This window comes from Streptomyces chilikensis, assembly GCF_001642695.1.
GTDB lineage: Bacteria > Actinomycetota > Actinomycetes > Streptomycetales > Streptomycetaceae > Streptomyces > Streptomyces chilikensis.
In genome coordinates, this window is the sequence record NZ_LWCC02000005.1 from 849,422 (window position 1) to 870,746 (window position 21,325).

General features: G+C 74.0%; 15 protein-coding genes. 4 read left to right on the forward strand and 11 right to left on the reverse strand.

The features are described from left to right. On the reverse strand, positions 1–1,455 hold a 1,455-nt coding region (locus A2U95_RS03905; RefSeq protein ID WP_166020825.1), incomplete at its 3' end, for a DUF4192 domain-containing protein. A gap of 101 nt (positions 1,456–1,556) precedes the next feature. Here A2U95_RS03905 and A2U95_RS03910 point away from each other — a divergent pair. Both A2U95_RS03910 and A2U95_RS03915 read left to right on the forward strand, forming a co-directional pair. Then, the gene (locus A2U95_RS03910) at positions 1,557–3,734 is read left to right on the forward strand and encodes a RecQ family ATP-dependent DNA helicase (RefSeq protein WP_166020826.1); all 2,178 of its coding nucleotides are present in this window, start codon (positions 1,557–1,559) and stop codon (positions 3,732–3,734) included. Between the two features lie 557 nt (positions 3,735–4,291). Next, positions 4,292–4,918: a hypothetical protein gene (locus A2U95_RS03915; protein ID WP_166020827.1), complete on the forward strand. Its 627-nt coding sequence runs from the start codon at positions 4,292–4,294 to the stop codon at positions 4,916–4,918. 61 nt (positions 4,919–4,979) lie between these two features. Here A2U95_RS03915 and A2U95_RS03920 read toward each other — a convergent pair whose 3' ends face one another. From A2U95_RS03920 to A2U95_RS03945, 6 genes are all read right to left on the reverse strand, one after another. Further along, a complete protein-coding gene (locus A2U95_RS03920) occupies positions 4,980–5,585 on the reverse strand; it encodes a hypothetical protein (RefSeq protein WP_166020828.1) in 606 nt (201 codons plus the stop codon). Between the two features lie 80 nt (positions 5,586–5,665). Then, positions 5,666–6,367, reverse strand: coding sequence for a ribonuclease HII (locus tag A2U95_RS03925; protein ID WP_166020829.1), 702 nt, complete (start codon positions 6,365–6,367; stop codon positions 5,666–5,668). Positions 6,368–6,799: 432 nt separating this feature from the next. After that, positions 6,800–8,308: a DUF4153 domain-containing protein gene (locus tag A2U95_RS03930; RefSeq protein WP_166020830.1), complete on the reverse strand. Its 1,509-nt coding sequence runs from the start codon at positions 8,306–8,308 to the stop codon at positions 6,800–6,802. A gap of 425 nt (positions 8,309–8,733) precedes the next feature. Further along, on the reverse strand, positions 8,734–9,663 hold the full coding sequence (locus A2U95_RS03935) for an ADP-ribosylglycohydrolase family protein (RefSeq protein WP_166020831.1): 930 nt from the start codon (positions 9,661–9,663) through the stop codon (positions 8,734–8,736). Continuing rightward, entirely contained in the window at positions 9,644–10,348 is a 705-nt protein-coding gene (locus A2U95_RS03940; RefSeq protein ID WP_166020832.1) for a histidine phosphatase family protein, read from the reverse strand. The genes A2U95_RS03935 and A2U95_RS03940 overlap by 20 nt, the downstream gene beginning before the upstream one ends. A 301-nt stretch (positions 10,349–10,649) precedes the next feature. Beyond that, the gene (locus tag A2U95_RS03945) at positions 10,650–11,273 is read right to left on the reverse strand and encodes a YdbC family protein (protein ID WP_166020833.1); all 624 of its coding nucleotides are present in this window, start codon (positions 11,271–11,273) and stop codon (positions 10,650–10,652) included. Between the two features lie 200 nt (positions 11,274–11,473). Here A2U95_RS03945 and A2U95_RS03950 point away from each other — a divergent pair, with 200 nt between their 5' ends. Continuing rightward, positions 11,474–12,013, forward strand: coding sequence for a TerD family protein (locus tag A2U95_RS03950; RefSeq protein WP_166020834.1), 540 nt, complete (start codon positions 11,474–11,476; stop codon positions 12,011–12,013). A gap of 165 nt (positions 12,014–12,178) precedes the next feature. Here the strand turns inward: A2U95_RS03950 and A2U95_RS03955 are convergent, their stop codons facing one another. Both A2U95_RS03955 and nrdR read right to left on the reverse strand, forming a co-directional pair. Next, entirely contained in the window at positions 12,179–15,058 is a 2,880-nt protein-coding gene (locus A2U95_RS03955) for a vitamin B12-dependent ribonucleotide reductase (RefSeq protein ID WP_166020835.1), read from the reverse strand. A gap of 168 nt (positions 15,059–15,226) precedes the next feature. Then, on the reverse strand, positions 15,227–15,808 hold the full coding sequence (nrdR, locus tag A2U95_RS03960; RefSeq protein WP_166020836.1) for a transcriptional regulator NrdR: 582 nt from the start codon (positions 15,806–15,808) through the stop codon (positions 15,227–15,229). 674 nt (positions 15,809–16,482) lie between these two features. Here nrdR and lexA point away from each other — a divergent pair. Next, entirely contained in the window at positions 16,483–17,286 is an 804-nt protein-coding gene (gene lexA, locus A2U95_RS03965; protein ID WP_166020837.1) for a transcriptional repressor LexA, read from the forward strand. A gap of 198 nt (positions 17,287–17,484) precedes the next feature. On the opposite strand, the gene A2U95_RS03970 is transcribed toward lexA, so the two are convergent. Then, the gene (locus tag A2U95_RS03970; protein ID WP_166020838.1) at positions 17,485–19,458 is read right to left on the reverse strand and encodes an ATP-dependent DNA helicase; all 1,974 of its coding nucleotides are present in this window, start codon (positions 19,456–19,458) and stop codon (positions 17,485–17,487) included. Between the two features lie 490 nt (positions 19,459–19,948). Beyond that, entirely contained in the window at positions 19,949–21,070 is a 1,122-nt protein-coding gene (locus tag A2U95_RS03975) for an aminotransferase class III-fold pyridoxal phosphate-dependent enzyme (protein ID WP_420857016.1), read from the reverse strand. Positions 21,071–21,325 lie beyond the last annotated feature (255 nt).

Sequence of the window (21,325 nt, forward strand, 5' to 3'; positions counted from 1 at the left end):
CGGCCCACCCCGCGCGCCGCGGACCGATCCGTCGCTCCGCGCGCCGCGGACCGGCCCGGGAGGCGGCACGGTCACCGCGGCGGGAGGGCCGTCGTCACGCGTGCCGGCGCCGTCCGCGTGCGCCGTCGTCCTCACCTCCGCGGGCGCCCCGGACGACGTCTCCTCCGGCGGCTCCGCGCGGGACGTCCCGTCCCGGGGCTCTCCGGCGGACGTCCCGCCGGGGCCACTCCCGTCCGGCGGCGGGCCGTCCACCGCGGGCCGGGCGGCGGCGACCCGGCGCGCCCGTTCCGCGCGCAGGCAGCCGCGGACCGACTCCGGGTCCAGTCCCTCCTCGACGGCCCGGTGCAGGAGCCGGGCGAAGAGGTAGCCGGGGTCGGCGGCGAGCGCCATCGCCAGCGCCTCCCGCGCCTCCACGTCGTCGCCGGCGGACCAGGCCACCCAGCCCGCCAGGGTGAGCGAGGGCGCCGCGTGCTCACCGTAGGAGCCGACGCAGCGGCGGGAGAGCGCCCGCCAGAGCCGGAGCGCGGGCTCCGCCTCGCCTCCCTCCATCCACTCCGCCGCCCGGTCCCGGGTGGTGCGGTCCTGCAGGCCGAGGATCAGCGCCGCGGCCTCCTCGTCGGTGAGGAGCTCGTCGTCCCGGAGGTCCGCGTCGAGCGGATCGGGCCGCGACGGTTCCGCCGCGTACCGGCGGTGGACCCGCGCCGCCAGTTCCATGGTCCGCTCCGCCACCGACGCGCGGCCGTCCGCCTCGACGAGGCGCGGCAGCAGCGCGGCAGCCGTCTCGTCCAGCGCGGTCTCCTGGGCCGCCACCGCCGCGGTCCCCTCCCAGGGGCGCAGCCGCACCCGCATCTCCCCCAGCGAGCCACGCACTCTCAGCCCGGCGTAGGCCGCCGCGGCGGCCAGCACCGAGGTGCCGGGAAGGCCCGCGGGTCTGCCCTCCGCCGGGCAGCAGGTCTCGTCCGAGCAGCAGTAGGACCAGTAGCGCCCGCCGGAGAGGCACAACGCCTCGATCACCGGCACGTCGAGCTTTCCGCACTCCGTGCGCAGCAGCTGGGCCAGCGGCCGCAGGCGTTCCATGACGGCGCGCCCGGTCCCGCCGGACGCGGGCTCCTCGCACACGTAGGCGACCATCCCGGTGACCGCGGAGCCCCGGCGGGCGCTGCCGGTCACCAGGCCGAGGGCGAGCTGCCGGGCGGCGGCCTGCCACTCCGAGGAGTCGGCCGGGATGCCGAGCCGGGCCCTGCCACCGAACCGTCCGTGGTCCCCCGAGTCGTGCAGGGCCACCAGCACCATGCTGTCCTCCGGCCGGTAACCGAGCAGGTAGGGCAGGGCGTCGGCGAGGTCCCCGGTGCTGCTCAGGGTGACCTGCTGGAGGAGGGAATCAGCCGTCCCGCCACCAGGAGTCCCGTTCGTCACGTTTCCGGATGAGCCAGTGGTTTCGTCGCGATTTGTCATGCGGCGACGATACGGCCGATCACCACCCTCACCCGTTCGGCTGTGGACGACGGCCTGTGGACGAACTCCGTCTGTCACCGCCGTCCTGTTTGATGGGGGTCATGGACCAGCACCACGACACCACGGAACTGCGGACCGAGGCGGACGCCGTCCTCGCCCGGCTCGTCGGCGACCCCACCGGCCGGGCCCGGCTGCGCGAGGACCAGTGGCGGGCCGTCGAGGCGCTGGTCGCGCACCGCCGCCGCGCCCTCGTCGTGCAGCGCACGGGCTGGGGCAAGTCGGCGGTGTACTTCGTGGCGACCTCCCTGCTCCGGGCCCGCGGCAGCGGTCCCACGGTGATCGTCTCGCCGCTGCTGGCGCTCATGCGCAACCAGGTCGACTCGGCGGCGCGGGCCGGCATCCACGCCAGGACCATCAACTCCGCCAACCAGGAGGACTGGGAGACCGTCCAGGCGGAGATCACGGCGGGCGCGGTGGACGTGCTGCTGGTCAGTCCGGAGCGGCTCAACAACCCGGACTTCCGCGACCAGGTGCTGCCCGCCCTGGCGGCGACGACCGGCCTCCTGGTGGTGGACGAGGCGCACTGCATCTCCGACTGGGGCCACGACTTCCGTCCCGACTACCGCCGGCTGCGCACGATGCTCCAGGATCTGCCCGCGGGCGTGCCGGTGCTGGCCACCACGGCCACCGCCAACGCCCGGGTGACGGCGGACGTCGCCGAGCAGCTCGGCACCGGGGCGGCCGGGGCGGACTCCGACGCGCTGGTGCTGCGCGGTCCGCTGGACCGGGAGAGCCTCAGTCTGGGCGTCCTCGAACTGCCGGACGCGGCCCACCGGCTGGCCTGGCTGGCCGATCACCTGGACGACCTGCCGGGCTCCGGCATCGTGTACACGCTGACCGTGGCGGCGGCCGAGGAGGTCACGGCCTTCCTCCGCGGCCGCGGCCACACCGTGGCCTCGTACACCGGCAAGACCGAGAACGCCGAACGCCAGCAGGCCGAGGACGACCTGCTGCACAACAAGGTGAAGGCGCTGGTCGCCACCTCGGCGCTCGGGATGGGCTTCGACAAGCCCGACCTCGGCTTCGTGGTCCACCTGGGCTCGCCCTCCTCCCCGATCGCCTACTACCAGCAGGTCGGCCGCGCCGGCCGCGGCGTGGACCACGCGGAGGTGCTGCTGCTGCCGGGCAGGGAGGACGCGGCGATCTGGACCTACTTCGCCTCGCTGGCCTTCCCTCCGGAGGAGACGGTCCGCCGCACCCTCGACGTGCTGGGCGCCTCCGAGCGCCCCCTGTCCCTGCCCGCCCTGGAACCGCTGGTGGAGCTGCGCAGGTCCCGGCTGGAGACCATGCTCAAGGTGCTCGACGTGGACGGGGCGGTACGCCGGGTGAAGGGCGGCTGGATCGCCACCGGTCGGCCGTGGAGCTACGACGCCGAGCGGTACGCGTGGGTGGCCCGGCAGCGCGAGGCGGAGCAGGAGGCGATGCGCGCCTACGCCGCCACCGACGGCTGCCGCATGGAGTTCCTGCGGCGCCAGCTCGACGACGAGGAGGCCGCGCCGTGCGGCCGCTGCGACAACTGCGCGGGAGCCCGCTTCACCGCCGACGCCTCCACCGGGTCGGTGGACGCCGCGCGGTCGAATCTGGCCCGGGCGGGCGTGGAGGTCGAGCCCCGCAAGATGTGGCCCACCGGCATGGCGGCCGTGGGCGTCGACCTGAAGGGGCGCATCCCGGCGACCGAGCAGGCCGGCGAGGGCCGGGCGCTCGGGCGGCTGTCGGACATCGGCTGGGGCAACCGGCTGCGCCCGCTGCTCTCGCCCCAGGCCCCCGACGGGCCGGTTCCGGACGACGTGGCGCGCGCGGTGGTGGAAGTGCTGGCCGACTGGGCGAAGGGCCCCGGCGGCTGGGCGCCCGGGGTGGAGCGGGCGCAGCCCAGGCCGGTGGGCGTGGTGACGGTGGCCTCCCGTTCCCGTCCGCGGCTGGTGGGGTCGCTGGGTGCCCGGATCTCCGAGGTGGGCAGGCTGCCGCTGCTGGGGGCCGTGGAGTTCACGCAGGAGGCCCCGCCGCCGCACCGGAGCAACAGCGCCCAGCGGCTGAAGGCCCTGCACGACTCGCTCACCGTGCCGCCGGAGCTGGCCTCGGCCCTGGCCGGCGCGCCCGGGCCGGTGCTGCTGGTGGACGACTGGACGGAGACGGGGTGGACGCTCGCGGTGGCGGCCCGGCTGCTGCGCCGGGCCGGTGCGCCGGGGGTGCTGCCGCTGGTGCTCGCCGTCCAGGCCTGACCGGACCCGCGCCGGCCGGCCGCCGCCGCCCCAGGATGCCGGCCGGGGTCACCGGTCGGCGTCGCCGGCCGGACGACGGCACCGCCTCGCCGAAACCCCGCCGCGTGCTCCGCTCCGCCCTGCGCGCCGCCGCGCACCCCGTGCCGCCGCGCACCCCGCTACGCCGTCCGGCCCGCGGTCGGCCCTGCCGTGCGTCCGCCGCGCACCGGCGGCGCACCGGTCCGGCGGGCGGCCGCGATCCAGGGGCACTCCTGCGCGTGGCCTCCGGGTCACCCGGAGGTCACGAAGCCACAGCTCAGCGGGGGTAGTACGCGGAACCGGAGCATCCCCATCGCTCCGTACGCCGGTTGGCGCGCCCGCACGGCGGGGATATTGAAGGCGGAACACCAGAAAGCGGTCAGCGGCCCTAATTGCTCGTTGCCGAGGTGCAGTTCGAGGGCGAGAATTGAGATCCGCCCCCGCGTTGACCCGCCGTCGAACGGTCGGGAGCCTCGTGGTGCGCGCTCCCCCGAATCCGACCCCGCCCGCGCAGTGGGCGTATTGCCGAAGGGAGGACCGTGACCTTCGGATTCGCCCCGTCCTCCGCGGCAGCCGCGTCGACGTCCGCCGACCCGTCCGCCATGTCCACCGGTCGTGTGCTCGAGCCCGCGGAGTGGAGTGCCGCCGGTGTGCCGTTGCTGCGCAACCCCCGCGAGGTCGTCAACGGCCTGCACTCCAGGCACCTGCCCGAGGCGGGCACGGCCGTGGTGGCCGTCCTCGATCCTGACGAACGGCTGCGCGCCAGCGCCTCGTTCACCCGCCGGCCCGGCACGCCCGCGGACGGCTGGATGTTCCGCAACGCGCTGCTGGCGCAACTGCGCCGGGTGATCCCCCACGACCTGCGCCGCCGCAGGCCGGTCCGCACGGCGGTACTGCTGTACTGCCGTGAGGGCGACGGCCGCTGGACGGAGGAGGACGGCGCCTGGATGTGGGGTCTGCGGGACGCCTGTACCTTGCACGGGCTGCGCTGCGGCGCCTACATCACCCTGACCGGGGACGGCTGGCAGGTACAGGGCGAAGGCCGCGGCGGCCGGCGTCCGCACACGGACTCGCCGCCGGAGCTGTTCGGCGGCGCGGCCCCCGTCCCGCCGCCCCGCACGGGCGGAGCGGTGTCCGAGATCCTCCGGCGCGCGGCGGCCCGCTGAGAGCAGGGGCCGCCGGGCGCACGGGACGACCGGACCCGCCCGGGACGCGGGCGGTCCGGACTCAGACCCCGGCGCCCAGCACCGCGTTGACCCGCTGCGGCTCGCCGCAGACGACCAGCAGCGCGCCGGCCCGGCGCAGCGCCGTCGGCAGGGCCGCGGCCACCGCGTCGTCGGAGCCACCGTTGACGGCGATCACGGTCACGGGACGCGGCGTGAGCCGGTCCAGCGCGGACGCGTCGGCGTAGAACACGTCGTCGCCGGCGTCGTGCTGCGCCCAGTAGGCGTCCTCGCCGAAGGACAGTTCGTGGACGGCCCACGGGTGGGGGTCGCCGGTGGTGATCACCAGCACCTCGCCCGGGGCACGGCCCGAGTCGAGCAGCAGGTCGACGGCTTCCTCCGCGGCGTCCAGCGCGCCGTCGACCGGGGCCGGGATCAGCTGTATCTGCGGAGCCGCCGAGGCCGACGGGGCGGCCTGCGGTCCGGGACGGGGGGTCTTGCGCTGGGCGGGCGGCACCGGACGCGGGCCCGGCCGACCGGGACGCGCGGCGGCCGCGGGGCGCGGACCGGGGACGGGGCGGGGGGTCGGCACGCTGCGGCTGGGGGCCGGAGTGGTGCTGGGACCCTGGGCGCTCTCGGGAATCTGAGGCTCCTCGGGACTGAGAGGCATGGTCTGATGTCTATCAAATGTCGGTGCGTCCCGCAGGAGCGGGGGCACGTCAAAGGTGGAACCGCGGGAGGACGGACCGGTCAGAAGTCGAAGCCCAGTTGGCCCTCGATCTCCGGAACGCTCGCCTCCGGCCAGGTGCGGACCTTTTTCAGATGCCGCCACCGTGGCAGCGCATCAAGATACGCCCATGACAGCCGGTGGTGGGGGGTGGGGCCCCTTTCCTCCAGCGCGGCCCGGTGGACGGGGGACGGATAACCGGCGTTGGCCGCGAAGGCGAAGTCCGCGTGGGCCGCGCCGAGTTCCGCCATCATGGCGTCCCGCTCGACCTTGGCGATCACCGAGGCGGCGGCGACGGCGACACAACTGCGGTCACCCTTGATCACCGTGCGGACCTGCCAGGGGCCGCCCAGGTAGTCGTGCTTGCCGTCCAGGATCACCGCGTCCGGCCGGACCGGAAGGCCCTCCAGCGCGCGCACCGCGGCGAGGCGCAGCGCGGCGGTCATGCCGAGGCTGTCGATCTCCTCCGGCGAGGCGTGCCCCAGCGCGTAGGCGGTGACCCAGTCGCGGAGTTCCGCGGCGAGTTCGTTGCGCCGCTTCACGGTGAGCAGCTTGGAGTCGGTGAGGCCCGTCGGCGGGCGACGGAGGCCTGTGATCGCCGCGCAGACGGTGACCGGACCGGCCCACGCGCCGCGGCCCACCTCGTCGACACCTGCGACGACCTTGGCTCCTGTCGTGGCGCGGAGGGAGCGCTCGACGGCGTGGGTGGGTGGTTCGTACGGCATGACGTTCTCAGACTACGCCGCCCTCCGGCAGGGGGAACCTCCGGCCTCGCATCCGCCCGTCCCCACCCACCATCATTCGCTGCCGCACACGTCACGACACCGCTCGATCCCGGCCGCGGAAGGCCGGACACCCACCCCGGAAACCCCGGCGGCGTGGCGACGCGGCGACGATCAATCACCTGTCCGGATTCCCCGGCCGGGCCGATCCGCGGGAAGCCGTCGACCACGTCCCGCCCTCCCGGCCCACCGGCCGCATCGACGAACATCGCATCGCGAACGCGAACCATCACGAGCACCGTGCCCGGACGCCGGGGCACCCGACGCCGGGCACCCACCGCCAGCCGGCCGACGCCCGACACCAGCCGCCGCGAACGCGGGAGCGCCGGGGCGGGGGACGGCCGTCCCCCGCCCCGGCGCCACGGGCCGCACGGCCTACTCGTAGAGGTCGTCCTCCCAGCGGTCACCGGTCCGGCAGGCCGAGGGATCCGGTTCCACGGGCCGCTCGTCGAGGATCCGGCGGGCCTCCTGCTCGCTCCAGCTGGTGGCGTACCAGGGGGTGTCGTCGTCCAGCTCGTCGGTGTACTCCGCCAGCAGGCAGCTCCGCAGCGGTTCCTCCAGGCGGTCGAGGGCCGGGACCGCGTCGACGGACAGGCCCTCGAGGTACATCCGGTCCAGCTTGCCGTCGGCCGTGTACCGCTGGACGTTGTGCTCGGCGATCACCGCGTCGGGAGACATCAGCCCGAACGCCAGCACGCCCACGGCGGCCGAGGCGGCGACGGCACGGGGCAGCCACCGGGCGCCCCACACTCCCGCCGCCATGACGAGCACGATCACCAGGCCCAGCCAGAACTCCATCGCGAACACCGAGATGCGCAGCCGGGTCAGCCCGTAGGCGTCGACGTACATGTCCATGCGCCGTACCGCGGACGCCACCACGACGAGCGCCAGCGCGCAGAGCACGCCGAGGACGCCGCGCACCAAGGCGCGGTCGCGCGGCCCGGACCGGGGCGCGGTGCGGGCGGCGACGACCACCACGACCAGGAACAGCACGGTGACGACCAGCAGCTGCCAGAAGCCCTGACGGGCGTACTCGGAGTAGGTCAGACCGGTCTTCCGCAGCACCGCGTCGTAGCCGCCGAACAGCACCGCGAGCTGCACCGCGTTGAACGCCGCGAACAGCCCGGTGAGGACGACCAGCGGCAGTGTCCACTCGGTGCGGCCGCGCGGACGTCCCGCGGGGATCCGGGTGCGGTCCCAGGGGATGGGCGCGGCGGCGGTGCGGGCGGCGGCGAGCGCCCCCACGGCGCCGAGCACGAACGTCACCAGCCGCAGCGGCCCGTCGGCCGGTCCCTCCAGTTCGGGGACCAGGTTGCCGAGCAGGTCCGCGAACGCCGCGTCCGCCCCGGCGAACAGCGCGCCGAAGACGACGAGGAGCACGACCGCCGCACCGGTGCCGCGGAGCACCGGTCCCAGCCTGCCCGAGGTGCCGGCGGCCCGCGCCTTGACGCCTCGCAGACCCCAGACGACTCCGCCGACGGCCGCCGCGCACAGCCCGAGCGGGGCCAGCAGCACGGCGGTCCAGGAGCGCCCGCCGTTGAGGGCGAGCGCGCCCAGCGCGAAGGCTCCGGCGAGGGCGAGGAACACCGGCCAGCCCGCGTCCCGCAGCGCGGGCACCGTCAGCAGGGCGAGGCCGGCCGCGGCCCAGACCACCGTCCAGGGGCGCACGCCCCGCCCGGCCCGGCGGGCGGCCCCCCAGGCCGCGGCCGCGGCGGGCAGGGCGGCCAGCAGCAGGTTGATCCCCAGGCCGTCGGCGAGCACCAGGCCGGCGATCAGTCCCGCCGCCAGGGCGGCCCAGAGCGTCACCGTGCCGACCGCGGCCGGGGCGGCGCCCTTCACCTCGTCGAACCAGCCCGGTGGCGGCGGCGTCGTCGGGTGCCGCACGGCTCCGGGCCGTGGCGGGGGCCAGTCGGCGGACGGCTGCCTCGTCCTCGGGGCGGCGGAAGTGCCCGGTCCCGCGCCGTCCGGCCTCTTCTCGGGCTCCCCCTGAACCGGTATGTCGGACAACTCGACCCCTCCCCCACCGCCCGCGGGCGAGGCCCGGCGACCCGGCGGCGATCACGCCGGTGCGGCGCTGGCGGGGTCTCGGTGCGGTGTGTCGTCGTGGACGCCGCGTGATCGACAGGCGGCGGGCGCTCAGGCTAGCCCTGCCGCGCCGGGCCGCCTTCGGGCGGAGGAGCCTGTGGCAACCCTGTGGCATGTCTGTGACACAGAAGGGGTGGAAACCGGGCTGCCGGGGGAAGGAGGGCGGGCCGGCGGCCGGGAACGCGCCGTACGTCCCCCGGCCCGCGGCAGGAGAGCGGGAGACCTCAGCCCACCGGCGCCGGCACCCACCGCGGGACCGGCTCGGTCCGCGCCAGCCAGTCGGCGGGCGGAGCGCCGGGCGGCCCGGCCGCCGCGACGACGCCTCCGACCACGGCGCAGGTGGTGTCCACGTCACCGCCGGCCCGCGCGGTCGTCCAGAACGCCGTCCGGAAGTCGCCCGCCGCCCGCGCCGCCGACCAGAGCGCGAAGGGCACGGTGTCCTGGGCGGTGCTGCGGCGGCCGCAGCCCACCACCGCGGCGACGGTCGCGGGGTCCTCGTAGTCGAGCAGGGTGCGGACCCGCTCCAGGCCGAGGGCGACCATGCTCCGGGCCGGCAGCAGCGCCAGCACCCCGTCGATCAGTTCCTCCGGGCGGTGCGCGCCGGCCGTCCGGGCCGACAGCGCGGCGGCCGCGGCGACGGCCTGTGCTCCGGCCACGCCCTCGGGGTGGCGGTGGGTGATGACGGCGGAGAGGGTGGCCTCGCGGACCGCGCGCCCGGGGTCGTCGGCGAACCAGGCGCCCAGCGGGGCGACCCGCATGGCCGCGCCGTTGCCCCAGGAGCCCTGTCCGTCGAAGAGGGCGGCGGACAGCTGCCGCCAGTCGCCGCCCTCGCGGACCAGGCGCAGCATCCGGTTGACGGCCGGGCCGTAGCCGCGGTCGAAGTCGTGGTGGCGGGCGAAGGCCGCGGCCAGTTCGTCCTGGTCGACGGCGCCGTGCGCGGCGAGGACGGCCACCACCGAGCAGGCCATCTCGGTGTCGTCGGTCCAGCCCCACCGGCCGGGCGGGAGCTCGCCGCCGTGCAGCAGCGGACCGTTGGCGGGGACGAAGAACTGGGAGCCGAGGGCGTCGCCCACGGTGAGGCCGGTCAGGGAGGCCAGGGCACGGTCCAGGCGTGCTCCCGGGTCGGACGAGGGGTCATGGGTGGTGGTGGTCACGCTGCCATCCTGCCGATCGGCCCTGCTGCCGACCAGTGCCTTCCGATACCGGATCGCGCCAGCGGTCGAAGGGCCGGTCCAGGGTGTATTTGCCGTTGTCCCCGAGAACGAGCATGCGCGTCTCGCCGTTCCCCGGGTTGGAGAGCGACTCGAACTCGTCGACGGTCCAGTGGAACCAGCGCATGCAGAACAGCCGCATCGCCAGGCCGTGGGTGACCAGCAGGACGTTCGGCGGGTGGTTGGCGTCCTCGAAGCTGCGGAACAGGCTCTCCAGGAAGCCGCCGACCCGGTCGTAGACGTCGGCGCCGGACTCGCCCTGGGCGAAGCGGTAGAAGAAGTGGCCGTAGGCGTCGCGGTTGGCTTTCTGCCTTGCCACGTCCGCCTTGTCCTGCCAGTTCCCCCAGTCCTGCTCGCGCAGCCGGGGTTCCTCGCGGACGCGGACCCGCGCGGGATCGAGGCCGAGCGCCTGGAAGGTCTCGTGGGTGCGGCGGTAGGGGGACACGTAGACGCTCACCCTCTCCTGTCCGAACACCTCGCGGAGTCTGCGGCCGGTCTCCTCCGCCTGCCTCCAGCCCCGGGCCGTGAGGGGGAGGGCGTGGTCCGGGGTGCGCTCGTAGACGGAGTCGTCGGCGTTCCCTGCGGACTCGCCGTGCCGGACGAGGACGATGCGGCGTGGTCGGGCCATACCGGAACCCTAGATCGGGAAGGGTGGCACAGTCCTGTCGTGCGCGGGTCATGTCGCGCTCGCGTCATGCCCTTCCGGGGGTGGTGTCACTCCCGGGCCACGTCCCGTCGCGCGCTGTCACGCCCGAGCGCGCGTCCACGCGTGCACGGGTCGCCGCGGACCGCGGCCCGTCCCGCACCGTGCCCGCGTCCCCGCCCCGCCGTCACGGCCACCGGGCCGACGGGCGACCGGCCCCGCGCCCCATGGACCCCGCATCCCGGCACCCGGCACCCGGCACCCGGCACCGATCGTGCCGCCGGCGTCAGGGACGCTCGGCGGGGACGACGGTCCAGGTGGGCTCCAGGTCGACTATGTCGCCGTCGAGGTCCGCGACGTCCGCCTCCAACTGGGCGCGCAGGGCGAGCCGTTCGATGCGTTCGGTGCGGTACTTGGCGCGCTCGGCGGCCGACTGCCACATGGAGAGGATCATGAACTCGGAGCCCGGCGCCTCGGCGAAGAGCCCCCGCACCATGCCGGGCGAACCGGCCATGGCGGGGTTCCACACCTTCTCCTGCATCAGCGCGAAGTGCTCGGCGCGCTCCTCGCGCACCCGGCAGTGGGCCACGCGGACCCGGTCCGTCTCGGTGAACCGCGGCTGGAAGCCGGTCTTCACGTCGAACCGGTGGGTGAAGAGCCGGACCCGGGTGTCCCGGAAGGTGCCGACCTGGGCGGTGGCCAGCCGGTCGTGGGAGAGCGCCATGAACGAGTCGTAGAGCACCCGGCTCTCCCAGAAGGAGAAGAGGTGCACGACGCCCGGCCGCACCCGGCTCCAGCCCCCACCCTGCCCCTGGAAACCGGACTCGCCGCGCAGACCCGCCCATTTCCGCTGCCCCTGTCCGAACCCTCGGGGGTCCGTCACCGTGCAGCGAATCCACTTGACCAGCACCGCGCCATCGTACGGCCATGAGCGGCGCCTCTCGAGAGCGTGAACTACCGGCGCACTTCCCGGTGATGAGTCGCACACGCGTGGCAGGATGGACAACCGGCCTTCTGCCGGGTCCGGTTGGGACGGCGAAGCGACCAACTGCCTGCTTGCCGGGGCGCGTCGGAAGGCCGTACGGGCACAGGTCGAGGGAAGGGGAGAGCATGTCCGGCAGTGTTTCCGGCATCGGCAAGGGGATCCGCAAGGCCGAGGTGTCGCTGAAGTGGGATCCCAGCCCGATGGGGCAGCCTGACGTCGACCTCGATCTGGTGGCGGCGACCTACCGGCACACCGACCCGCACGGCGAGCCCGTGTACGTGGTCCACTTCGACAGCCGCTCGCCCGACGGCACGATCACCCTCCACCGGGACAGCCGGGACGGCAAGGGGTTCGGCTGGGACGAGGTCATGACCCTGGAACTCGACCGGCTGGCCGGGGAGTTCGGCCGCGTGGTCGTCGGAGCCGTGGTCCAGCAGGGCACCGTGGGGCGGACCTTCGCGCAGGTGCCGCAGGCCCGGTACCGGGTGGCCGAGGGGTATGCGACGCTCACCGAGGAGGACTTCGCGGAGGTGGGCGGCGCCCGCGCGGCCACGCTGTGCGAGTTCGTCCGGGCGGGGAGCCGCTGGGAGTTCCGTCCCGCGGTCCGCGGTTTCCAGGACCCGGAGGGCTTTCCGCGGATCATGGGCGCCGCGGCCGGCGGCTGACCCGGCGGCGCGCCCGGGCAGGGGCCCGGCCGAGGAGCCCGGCGGAGGGATTCGACGAGGGGACGACCCGTCGGGAGACCTCCGGGAGCACCCCGGACGGACGGCCCGAAGGCCCCGCTCCCGCGCGACGGACGCGTGGGAGCGGGGCCTTCGGCCGTGCGACGGTCAGCTGCAGCCGCTGGTGGAGCCGCAGCCCTCGCAGACGTAGCAGGAACCGGCCCGCTGCATCTTGGTGCCGCAGGAGAAGCAGAGCGGGGCGTCGGCCTGGATGCCCAGCTGCATCTCGACCAGCTCCGCGCTGGTGTGCGACTCGCGCGGCGCCGGCTTGGCGGCGGGCGCCTCGGCCTTCGGCGTCACCACGGGCGCCGACTGGGCGAGGCTCTCGACGTCCATGCCGTCCTCCTCGAGGAGCGGCTCGTAGGAACCGGTCTCCAGGTGGCGCTGGCGCTCCTCGGCGGTGTGGATGCCGAGCGCGGACCGCGTCTCGAAGGGCAGGAAGTCCAGCGCCAGGCGGCGGAAGATGTAGTCGACGATCGACTGCGCCATCCGCACGTCCGGGTCGTCCGTCATGCCGGCCGGCTCGAAGCGCATGTTGGTGAACTTCGAGACGTAGGTCTCCAGCGGCACGCCGTACTGCAGGCCCACCGAGACGGCGATGGAGAAGGCGTCCATCATGCCGGCCAGGGTCGAGCCCTGCTTCGACATCTTCAGGAAGACCTCGCCGAGACCGTCGTCCGGGTAGGAGTTGGCGGTCATGTAACCCTCGGCGCCGCCGACGGTGAAGGAGGTGGTGATTCCGGGCCGTCCCTTCGGCAGGCGCTTGCGCACCGGGCGGTACTCGACGACCTTCTCGACCTTGGCCGGGGCCTCGGCGACCGGCTCGGCCTTCTTCTCCTCCTCCTTCTTCTTGGCGGAGAGCGGCTGGCCGACCTTGCAGTTGTCGCGGTAGATGGCGAGCGCCTTGACGCCCAGCTTCCACGCCTCGAAGTAGATCTCCTCGACCTCCTCGACGGTCGCCGTCTCCGGCATGTTGACCGTCTTGGAGATGGCGCCCGAGATCCACGGCTGGATCGCGGCCATCATGCGGACGTGGCCCATCGGGGAGATGGCGCGCTCGCCCATGGCGCAGTCGAAGACCTCGTAGTGCTCCGGCTTGAGGCTCGGCGCGTCGATCACGTTGCCGTGCTCGGCGATGTGGGCGACGATCGCCTCGATCTGCTCCTCCTGGTAACCCAGGCGGCGCAGGGCCTGCGGCACGGTGCCGTTGACGATCTGCATCGAACCGCCGCCGACGAGCTTCTTGAACTTGACCAGGGCCAGGTCCGGCTCGACGCCCGTGGTGTCGCAGCCCATGGCCAGACCGATGGTGCCGGTCGGGGCCAGGACGGACGCCTGGGAGTTGCGGAAGCCGTTCTGCGCGCCGAGGCGCAGGACGTCCTGCCATGCCTCGGTGGCGGCGGCCCACACCGGGGAGTCCAGGTCGTCCATGCGGACGGCCACGGCGTTGGCGTCGGCGTGCTGCTTCATCACCCGCTGGTGCGGCTCGGCGTTGCGGGCGTAGCCGTCGTACGGGCCGACGACGGCGGCCAGTTCGGCGGAGCGGCGGTAGGCGGTGCCGGTCATCAGGGAGGTGATGGAACCGGCGAGGGCGCGGCCGCCGTCCGAGTCGTAGGCGTGGCCGGTGGCCATGAGCAGGGCGCCGAGGTTGGCGTAGCCGATGCCCAGCTCGCGGAAGGCGCGGGTGTTCTCACCGATCTTCTCGGTGGGGAAGTCCGCGAAGCAGATCGAGATGTCCATCGCGGTGATGACCAGCTCGACGACCTTCTGGAAGCGCTCGACCTCGAAGGACTGGTTGCCCTTGCCGTCGTCCTTCAGGAACTTCATCAGGTTGAGCGAGGCGAGGTTGCAGGACGTGTTGTCCAGGTGCATGTACTCGCTGCACGGGTTCGAGCCGTTGATCCGGCCGGACTCCGGGCACGTGTGCCAGTGGTTGATGACGTCGTCGTACTGGATGCCCGGGTCGGCGCACGCCCAGGCGGCCTCGGCCATCTTGCGGAAGAGGTTCTTGGCGTCGACCTCCTCGATGACCTCGCCGGTCATCCGGGCGCGCAGGCCGAACTTCGAGCCGGACTCCACGGCCTTCATGAACTCGTCGTTCACGCGGACCGAGTTGTTGGCGTTCTGGTACTGGACGGACGTGATGTCGTCGCCGCCCAGGTCCATGTCGAAGCCCGCGTCGCGCAGGGCGCGGATCTTCTCCTCCTCCTTCACCTTGGTCTCGATGAAGTTCTCCACGTCGGGGTGGTCGACGTCGAGGATGACCATCTTGGCGGCTCGGCGGGTGGCGCCGCCGGACTTGATGGTTCCCGCGGAGGCGTCGGCGCCGCGCATGAAGGAGACCGGGCCGGAGGCGTTGCCGCCGGAGGAGAGGAGCTCCTTGGAGGAGCGGATGCGGGACAGGTTCAGGCCGGCGCCGGAGCCGCCCTTGAAGATCATGCCCTCTTCCTTGTACCACTCCAGGATCGACTCCATGGAGTCGTCGACGGAGAGGATGAAGCAGGCGGAGACCTGCTGCGGCTGGGGCGTGCCGACGTTGAACCAGACCGGGCTGTTGAAGCTGAAGATCTGGTGCAGCAGTGCGTAGGCCAGCTCGTGCTCGAAGATCTCGGCGTCCGCGGGCGAGGCGAAGTACTTGTTGTCCTCGCCGGCCTTGCGGTAGGTCTTCACGATCCGGTCGATCAGCTGCCGGAGACCGGTCTCCCGCTGCGGCGTGCCGACCGCGCCGCGGAAGTACTTGCTGGTGACGATGTTGACCGCGTTCACCGACCAGAAGTCGGGGAACTCGACGCCACGCTGCTCGAAGTTGATCGAGCCGTCGCGCCAGTTGGTCATGACGACGTCACGGCGCTCCCAGGCCACCTCGTCGTACGGGTGCACGCCGGGGGTGGTGTGGATGCGCTCGATGCGCAGTCCCTGCCGGGCCGCAGCAGCCTTGGAACCCTTGGTCCGGGAACCTCGTGCCGGACCGCTCGCCGTCTCTGTCATGCCGCCTCCCTATACCGGGCAAAACGCCCTGAAGTGCCGCGTTCTTCCCGTGGCACGAATTTGTCCTGTTCGTCGCGGGACGCCCTCGCTGCGTCACCCGCGACCCGTCTTCCTTCCACCGCCGCCCGACCGGCTCCGGAGCCGCTGCCCCCGGTGCCGGTCCGCCGTTCAGTCGGCGGTGCTCACGGGCAGCGGAGCCTTGCCCGGCTCCACCTGCCCGCGGTCGTCTTCCCGGGCCCGCCCGCCCGAAGCGTCCTCGCCCGAAGCGTCCTCGCCCGATGCGTCCTCGCCGGGGGCGGGACACCGCCTCGCCTCCCTCAGTTCCGCGATCGCGCCCTCGAAGTCCTCCAAGGACTCGAACGCGCGGTAGACGGACGCGAAGCGCAGGTAGGCCACCAGGTCGAGCTCCTGGAGCGGACCGAGTATGGCCAGCCCCACGTCGTGCGTGGTGAGCTCCGCACTGCCGGTGGCGCGCAGCGCCTCCTCGACCCGCTGCCCCAGCTTCGCCAGCGCGTCCTCGGTCACCGGCCGGCCCTGGCAGGCCTTGCGGACGCCGTTGATGACCTTGGTGCGGCTGAACGGTTCCGTGACTCCGGAACGCTTGATCACCATCAGCGAGCACGTCTCGACGGTCGTGAACCGACGGGTGCATTCCGGGCACTGGCGCCGCCTGCGGATCGACGTGCCGTCGTCGGTCGTACGGCTGTCGACGACACGGCTGTCGGGGTGCCTGCAGAAGGGGCAGTGCATGGCGTTCCAACCCTCCTCACAAGCAGACTCAACAGCCTCGCAGGACCCCGTGGGCCCCTCGAAGCGAGCACCAGCATAGGTGATGGCGTGATCCCCGAAGACCACACCCACCACAACCTCTGGGTCGCGCCGCACATCCAACCACTAGATGTGGGGCCAGGCCGGGAAATTGCACACAGGAGCACCTCAACTCCGCGTGTCGCCGCGGGCGGGCCCGGGCACGGCGTCCGCAGGGCCGCGCGCCACGGCCGGCGGGCCGGCGCAGCACCGGACGAGGGCCCGCGCGGGGCCCTTCCGGAGGGGCCGCGGGGCGCCCGCACGAGCCCTTCCGGGAGCGCACCCGCGGGCATGCGGGCGCACGGTCGGGGAGGTGGCGTGACCACCGCGCGGACGCGGCGCGTGCCTCCTGCGCGGATGCGGGGCCGAAGCCGACCACGGGGTCGGGCGGACGGGGCACCTGATGGCAGACTGGGGCACGGCCCGGGCGGGACGCGGACCGGTGAAGCGTATCCCCCCGCCCCCCTCCGCCCGAGATCGGGGTGGTCCGGGGGCCTTACACCCCGCCCGTGGCACGTGCCAGAGGGATCGGCTTTTTTCACTCGAACGTGTGTTTGGCGCAACCTTTCGAAAGCCTCTACCGTTGAGCAGCAGGGAGACCATCGAGAGGGGCCGACGTGACCACCACCGCAGACAGCGCCACCATCACCGCCCAGGACCGCTCCCAGGGGCGTCTCGAGCCGCCACACGCGATGAACGCCGGGATCAACACCGCGATGAACGAAGCCACGCACCCAGAGGGGCCAAAGCGCTCCCTCCCCGGGCGACCTCCCGGCATCAGGGCGGACAGCTCGGGCCTCACCGACCGGCAGCGGCGGGTCATCGAGGTGATCCGTGACTCGGTGCAGCGCCGGGGCTACCCGCCGTCCATGCGGGAGATCGGGCAGGCCGTGGGCCTCTCCAGCACCTCCTCGGTGGCGCACCAGCTGATGGCGCTCGAACGCAAGGGCTTCCTGCGCCGCGACCCGCACCGGCCGCGCGCCTACGAGGTCCGCGCCTCCGACCAGGCCACCCCCGTGCAGCCCACGGACACGGCGGGCAAGCCGGCGGCGTCCTACGTGCCGCTGGTGGGCCGGATCGCCGCCGGTGGGCCGATCCTCGCCGAGGAGTCGGTCGAGGACGTCTTCCCGCTCCCCCGGCAGCTGGTCGGTGACGGCGAGCTCTTCGTCCTCAAGGTCGTCGGCGACTCGATGATCGAGGCCGCGATCTGTGACGGCGACTGGGTCACGGTCCGCCGCCAGCCGGTGGCGGAGAACGGCGACATCGTCGCCGCCATGCTGGACGGCGAGGCGACCGTGAAGCGGTTCAAGCGCGAGGACGGACACGTCTGGCTGCTCCCGCACAACGCCGCCTACGAGCCCATCCCGGGCGACGACGCGACCATCCTGGGCAAGGTGGTGGCGGTCCTGCGCCGCGTCTGAGACCAGCGGCCCACCCGGCCGCGCTTGATCGGGCCCCGGAACCCCTGCGCCGGTTCCGGGGCCCTGTCGTGTCCCGCCGCACGGCCACCCGCCGCCTGGCGTCCCGCCGCGTGACGTCCTGCCGCACCGGTGGGCCGACCGCGCCGCATCCTGACGCCTCGCGTGCCGCCGCCTGGCGGCTGTGTCCGCCGCCCGCGCCTAGCGCCCCTCCGCCTGGGCGGCCGCGTCGATGGCGGCGAGCGAGCGGCGGACCTGGTTCCGGTCGGTCGTGTACCAGAAGTCGGGCAGGGACGCCTTGAGGAAGCTCCCGTAGCGTGCCGTGGCCAGGCGCTGGTCGAGCACCGCCACCACGCCGCGGTCCCCCGTGGCCCGGACCAGCCGTCCGGCTCCCTGGGCCATCAGCAGCGCCGCGTGCGTCGCGGCGACCGCCATGAAGCCGTTGCCGCCGCCTTCCTCCACGGCCTTCTGCCGCGCGCTCATCAGCGGGTCGTCGGGACGGGGGAACGGGATCTTGTCCATGACCACCAGCTGGCAGCTGGGTCCCGGCACGTCCACGCCCTGCCAGAGGGAGAGCGTGCCGAACAGGCAGGTCTTCGGGTCGGCCGCGAAGTTCTTGATCAGTTCGCCGAGGGTCTCTTCTCCCTGCAGCAGCACGGGGAACTCCGGGATCCTCTCCCGCAGTTCCTCCGCCGCGAGCTGGGCGGCCCGCATCGAGGAGAAGAGTCCGAGGGTCCGCCCGCCGGCGGCCTGGATCAGTTCGGTGAGTTCGTCCAGCATGTCCGCCCGGTCGCCGTCCCGGGCGGGGCGGGCCAGGTGCTTGGCGACGTAGAGGATGCCCTGCTTCGGGTAGTCGAACGGCGAGCCGACGTCGACGCCCTTCCACTTCGGGAGGTCGTCGCCCTCCAGCCCTTCGGGGCCGAGCCCCAGCGACCCGGCGACGCCGTTGAAGTCGCCGCCCAGCTTCAGCGTGGCGGAGGCCAGCACCACGCTGCGGTCGGCGAACAGTTTCTCCCGCATCAGCCCGGCCACGGACAGCGGAGCCACGCGCAGCGAGGCGCCGAAGCGGTCGTGCCGCTCGTACCAGACCACGTCCCACTCGTTGCCGTGGGTGATCCGCTCCGCCACGGCGTGCACGTTCTCGACCGAGGCCAGGGCCTGCTTGCGGACCGCGTCCTCGTCCTGGACGGACTTGTCGCGGGTGTTGCCGAGGGCGGAGATCACCGACCGGCAGGCGTCCCGCAGCGCGGTCAGCGCGTAGGCGAGGTCCTCGGGGATCTCCTCCAGGCGGCCGGGCAGGGCCAGCTCCATCACCCGCTCGAAGCCCTCGGAGGCGGTCTGCAGCTGGTCGGCGAACTTCTCGTCGACCAGTTTGGCCGCGCGGCGCACCGCACGGCCGACCTGGCCGGGGGTGAGTTCGCCGGTGGCGACACCGGTGACGCGGGAGACGAGTTCGTGGGCCTCGTCGACGACGAGCACCTCGTGCTGCGGGACCACCGGCGCGCCCTCGATCGCGTCGATGGCCAGCAGCGCGTGGTTGGTGACGATCACGTCGGCGAGCTTGGCCCGCTCGCGGGCCGCCTCCGCGAAGCATTCCGCGCCGTAGGCGCACTTGGAGGCGCCGAGGCATTCGCGGGAGGAGACCGACACCTGCTGCCAGGCCCGGTCGGAGACGCCCGGCGTCAGGTCGTCGCGGTCGCCGCTCTCGGTCTCGTCGGCCCAGTCGCGCAGCCGGAGCAGGTCCTGGCCGAGCTTGCTGGTGGGCGCGGCGGCCTCGAACTGGTCGAAGAGGCCCTCGTCCTCGTCCTGCGGCATTCCCTCGTGCAGCCGGTGCAGGCAGAGGTAGTTGGAGCGGCCCTTGAGCATCGCGTACTCGGGCCGGCGGCGCAGCAGGGGGTGCAGGGCGTCCACCGTGCGCGGCAGGTCGCGTTCGACCAGCTGCCGCTGCAGCGCCAGGGTGGCGGTGGCGATGACCACGCGCTCCCCGTGCGCCAGGCTGGGCACCAGGTAGCCGAGCGACTTGCCGGTGCCGGTGCCGGCCTGGACCAGCAGGTGGGTGCCGTCGTCGATGGCCTCCGCGACGGCTTCGGCCATGGCCACCTGGCCGGGGCGCTCCGTGCCGCCGACGGCTCCGACGGCGGCGTGCAGGAGCTCGGGGAGTGAGGGCTTCGTCATAGCCCCACCCACCCTAGTGCGTCCCTCCGACAGCGTTCCGCCCGCGGACCATCAGGGCGGCCCGCCTGCCGGGCAGCCCGGGGGTGGCGGCCCGGCGGAAACCGGCCTTCCGGAAGGCTCCGGGGAGGCGTGGTTCCGCACGCCGGGCTCGGCGACCGGCCTCGGGCGGGCGGGACGCCGGGCGGGCTCCGGGCGGGCCACCGCGTGCGGCAGCGGGGCGCCCGGTCCGCGTCCGCCGGTCGGCGGCCTCGCCGACCGGCGGATGCACGCCGGTGTCGTGGGGGCGCGCGGCGGAGTGGTCCGCGAGCGGGTCCAGGCCGGTGCGGTGGACCTCCCCGTGGCTCATCGGCCGCCCGTCGGGCGCCCGGGGCACGGCACGCTGCGGCCGTCGTCCCCGGTCTGCGCCCGCACGTGCTCCTCGGTGCGCCGGAGCGGTCCGGTGGGTTCCCCGAACGCGGTCACCACTCGGGGGCGACGTTCGACAGGGGCTTCACCGGGGTCGTTCAGGATCGGGGGATGCCGTCGCCGCTTCCACCGCGTAGGCCAGCCGCTCCAGCACGGCGTCGGCCTGCTCGTCGGTGACGGTCAGCGGCGGCAGGAGGCGGACGACTCCGGCGCGCGGTCCGCCGAGGCCCACGATCAGTCCGCGCCGCAGGCACTCCCGCCGTACCGCCGCGGCGAGACCGGGCGCGCCGCGGGCCTCACCGGAGGCGAGGGCCGGGTCGACGAACTCCAGGCCGAGCATCAGCCCCCGCCCGCGCACCTCACCGACGCACGGGAGGTCCGCGGCCCACGCCCGCAGCCGGCGGAGCATGAGGTCGCCGATCTCCCCGGCCCGCGCGGCGAGCCGGTGTTCGCGGACGTGGGCGAGGGTCGCCGCCCCGGCCGCCATGGCGAGCTGGTTGCCGCGCGGCGCGCCGGCCGGCGGGACCGGGGCGCCCGCCGCGTCGAGGTCCTCCCGGTGGACCACCACGGCCAGCGGCAGGCTGCCGCCGATCGCCTTGGCCAGCACCATCGCGTCGGGCGTCACACCGCTGTGCTCCACGGCCCAGAACGCGCCGGTCCGCCCGACCCCCGTCACCGTCTCGTCGACGATCAGGGGGACGCCCCGGTCGCGCGTGCTCTCCCGCAGTCGCCGCAGCCGGTCGTCCTCCGCCGGCTCCACGACCGTCCCGCTCATCCCCCGGGCCAGTCCGCGGGCCACGGCGAGCGCGTCGGCGGCCGTGGGGCCGCAGAACCTCACCCGGGCGCCCGGCGCGAACCGCGGCGGCAGCGTGGCCAGCAGTTCGGCGACGAACCGCTCCTCCACCGGCGTGGACAGGTCCAGGACGCCGATGGGCGCACCGGAGTCCAGCACCTCACGCACCGCGGCCAGCACCACGGGGTGGTTGTGGCCCAGCGCGAGCGCCCCGTCGCCGGAGAGGCAGTCCAGGTAGCGGCGGCCGTCCGGGCCCTCGACGGTCATCCCCCGGGCGCGCACCGGCACGATCGGCAGGGCGCGGGCGTAGGTCCGCGCCGACGGCTCCCGCAGCGGCTGTCTGCGCACGGTCCCGGACAAGGCCACCCTCTGGTCCTCCCGCCGTCCCACGACATCGGGGCCGGACGCGGACAGCCGTCCCCTCAGCGCTACAACTGCGCCGCCTCCGTCCAGGACACGGGTGAAGCGGGATTTCCGGGGAAGCAGCGGAGGAGACCACGCGGACCGGAACCCCCTGGTGGACGCCTCCGTCCGCCCCTCGTGACGGAACCGTTGCCTGCCCGTCGGCGCCCGCCCACAGCCACCCCCTAGGGTGGGATGGCCGATCGGGCACCGTGGGTGACCGGTCCCATCACGTCCAAGCGCACTCACGCCAGGGGGAGTTCTGAA

Bases quoted from the DNA above. Each gene is read 5' to 3' on its own strand.
- A2U95_RS03950 (WP_166020834.1), top strand. From the start codon at position 11,474: ATGTCCGGCAGTGTTTCCGGCATCGGCAAGGGGATCCGCAAGGCCGAG.
- A2U95_RS03920 (WP_166020828.1), bottom strand. From the start codon at position 5,585: ATGCCTCTCAGTCCCGAGGAGCCTCAGATTCCCGAGAGCGCCCAGGGT.
- nrdR (WP_166020836.1), bottom strand. From the start codon at position 15,808: ATGCACTGCCCCTTCTGCAGGCACCCCGACAGCCGTGTCGTCGACAGC.
- A2U95_RS03970 (WP_166020838.1), bottom strand. From the start codon at position 19,458: ATGACGAAGCCCTCACTCCCCGAGCTCCTGCACGCCGCCGTCGGAGCC.
- A2U95_RS03955 (WP_166020835.1), bottom strand. From the start codon at position 15,058: ATGACAGAGACGGCGAGCGGTCCGGCACGAGGTTCCCGGACCAAGGGT.
- A2U95_RS03925 (WP_166020829.1), bottom strand. From the start codon at position 6,367: ATGCCGTACGAACCACCCACCCACGCCGTCGAGCGCTCCCTCCGCGCC.
- A2U95_RS03940 (WP_166020832.1), bottom strand. From the start codon at position 10,348: ATGGCCCGACCACGCCGCATCGTCCTCGTCCGGCACGGCGAGTCCGCA.
- A2U95_RS03910 (WP_166020826.1), top strand. From the start codon at position 1,557: ATGGACCAGCACCACGACACCACGGAACTGCGGACCGAGGCGGACGCC.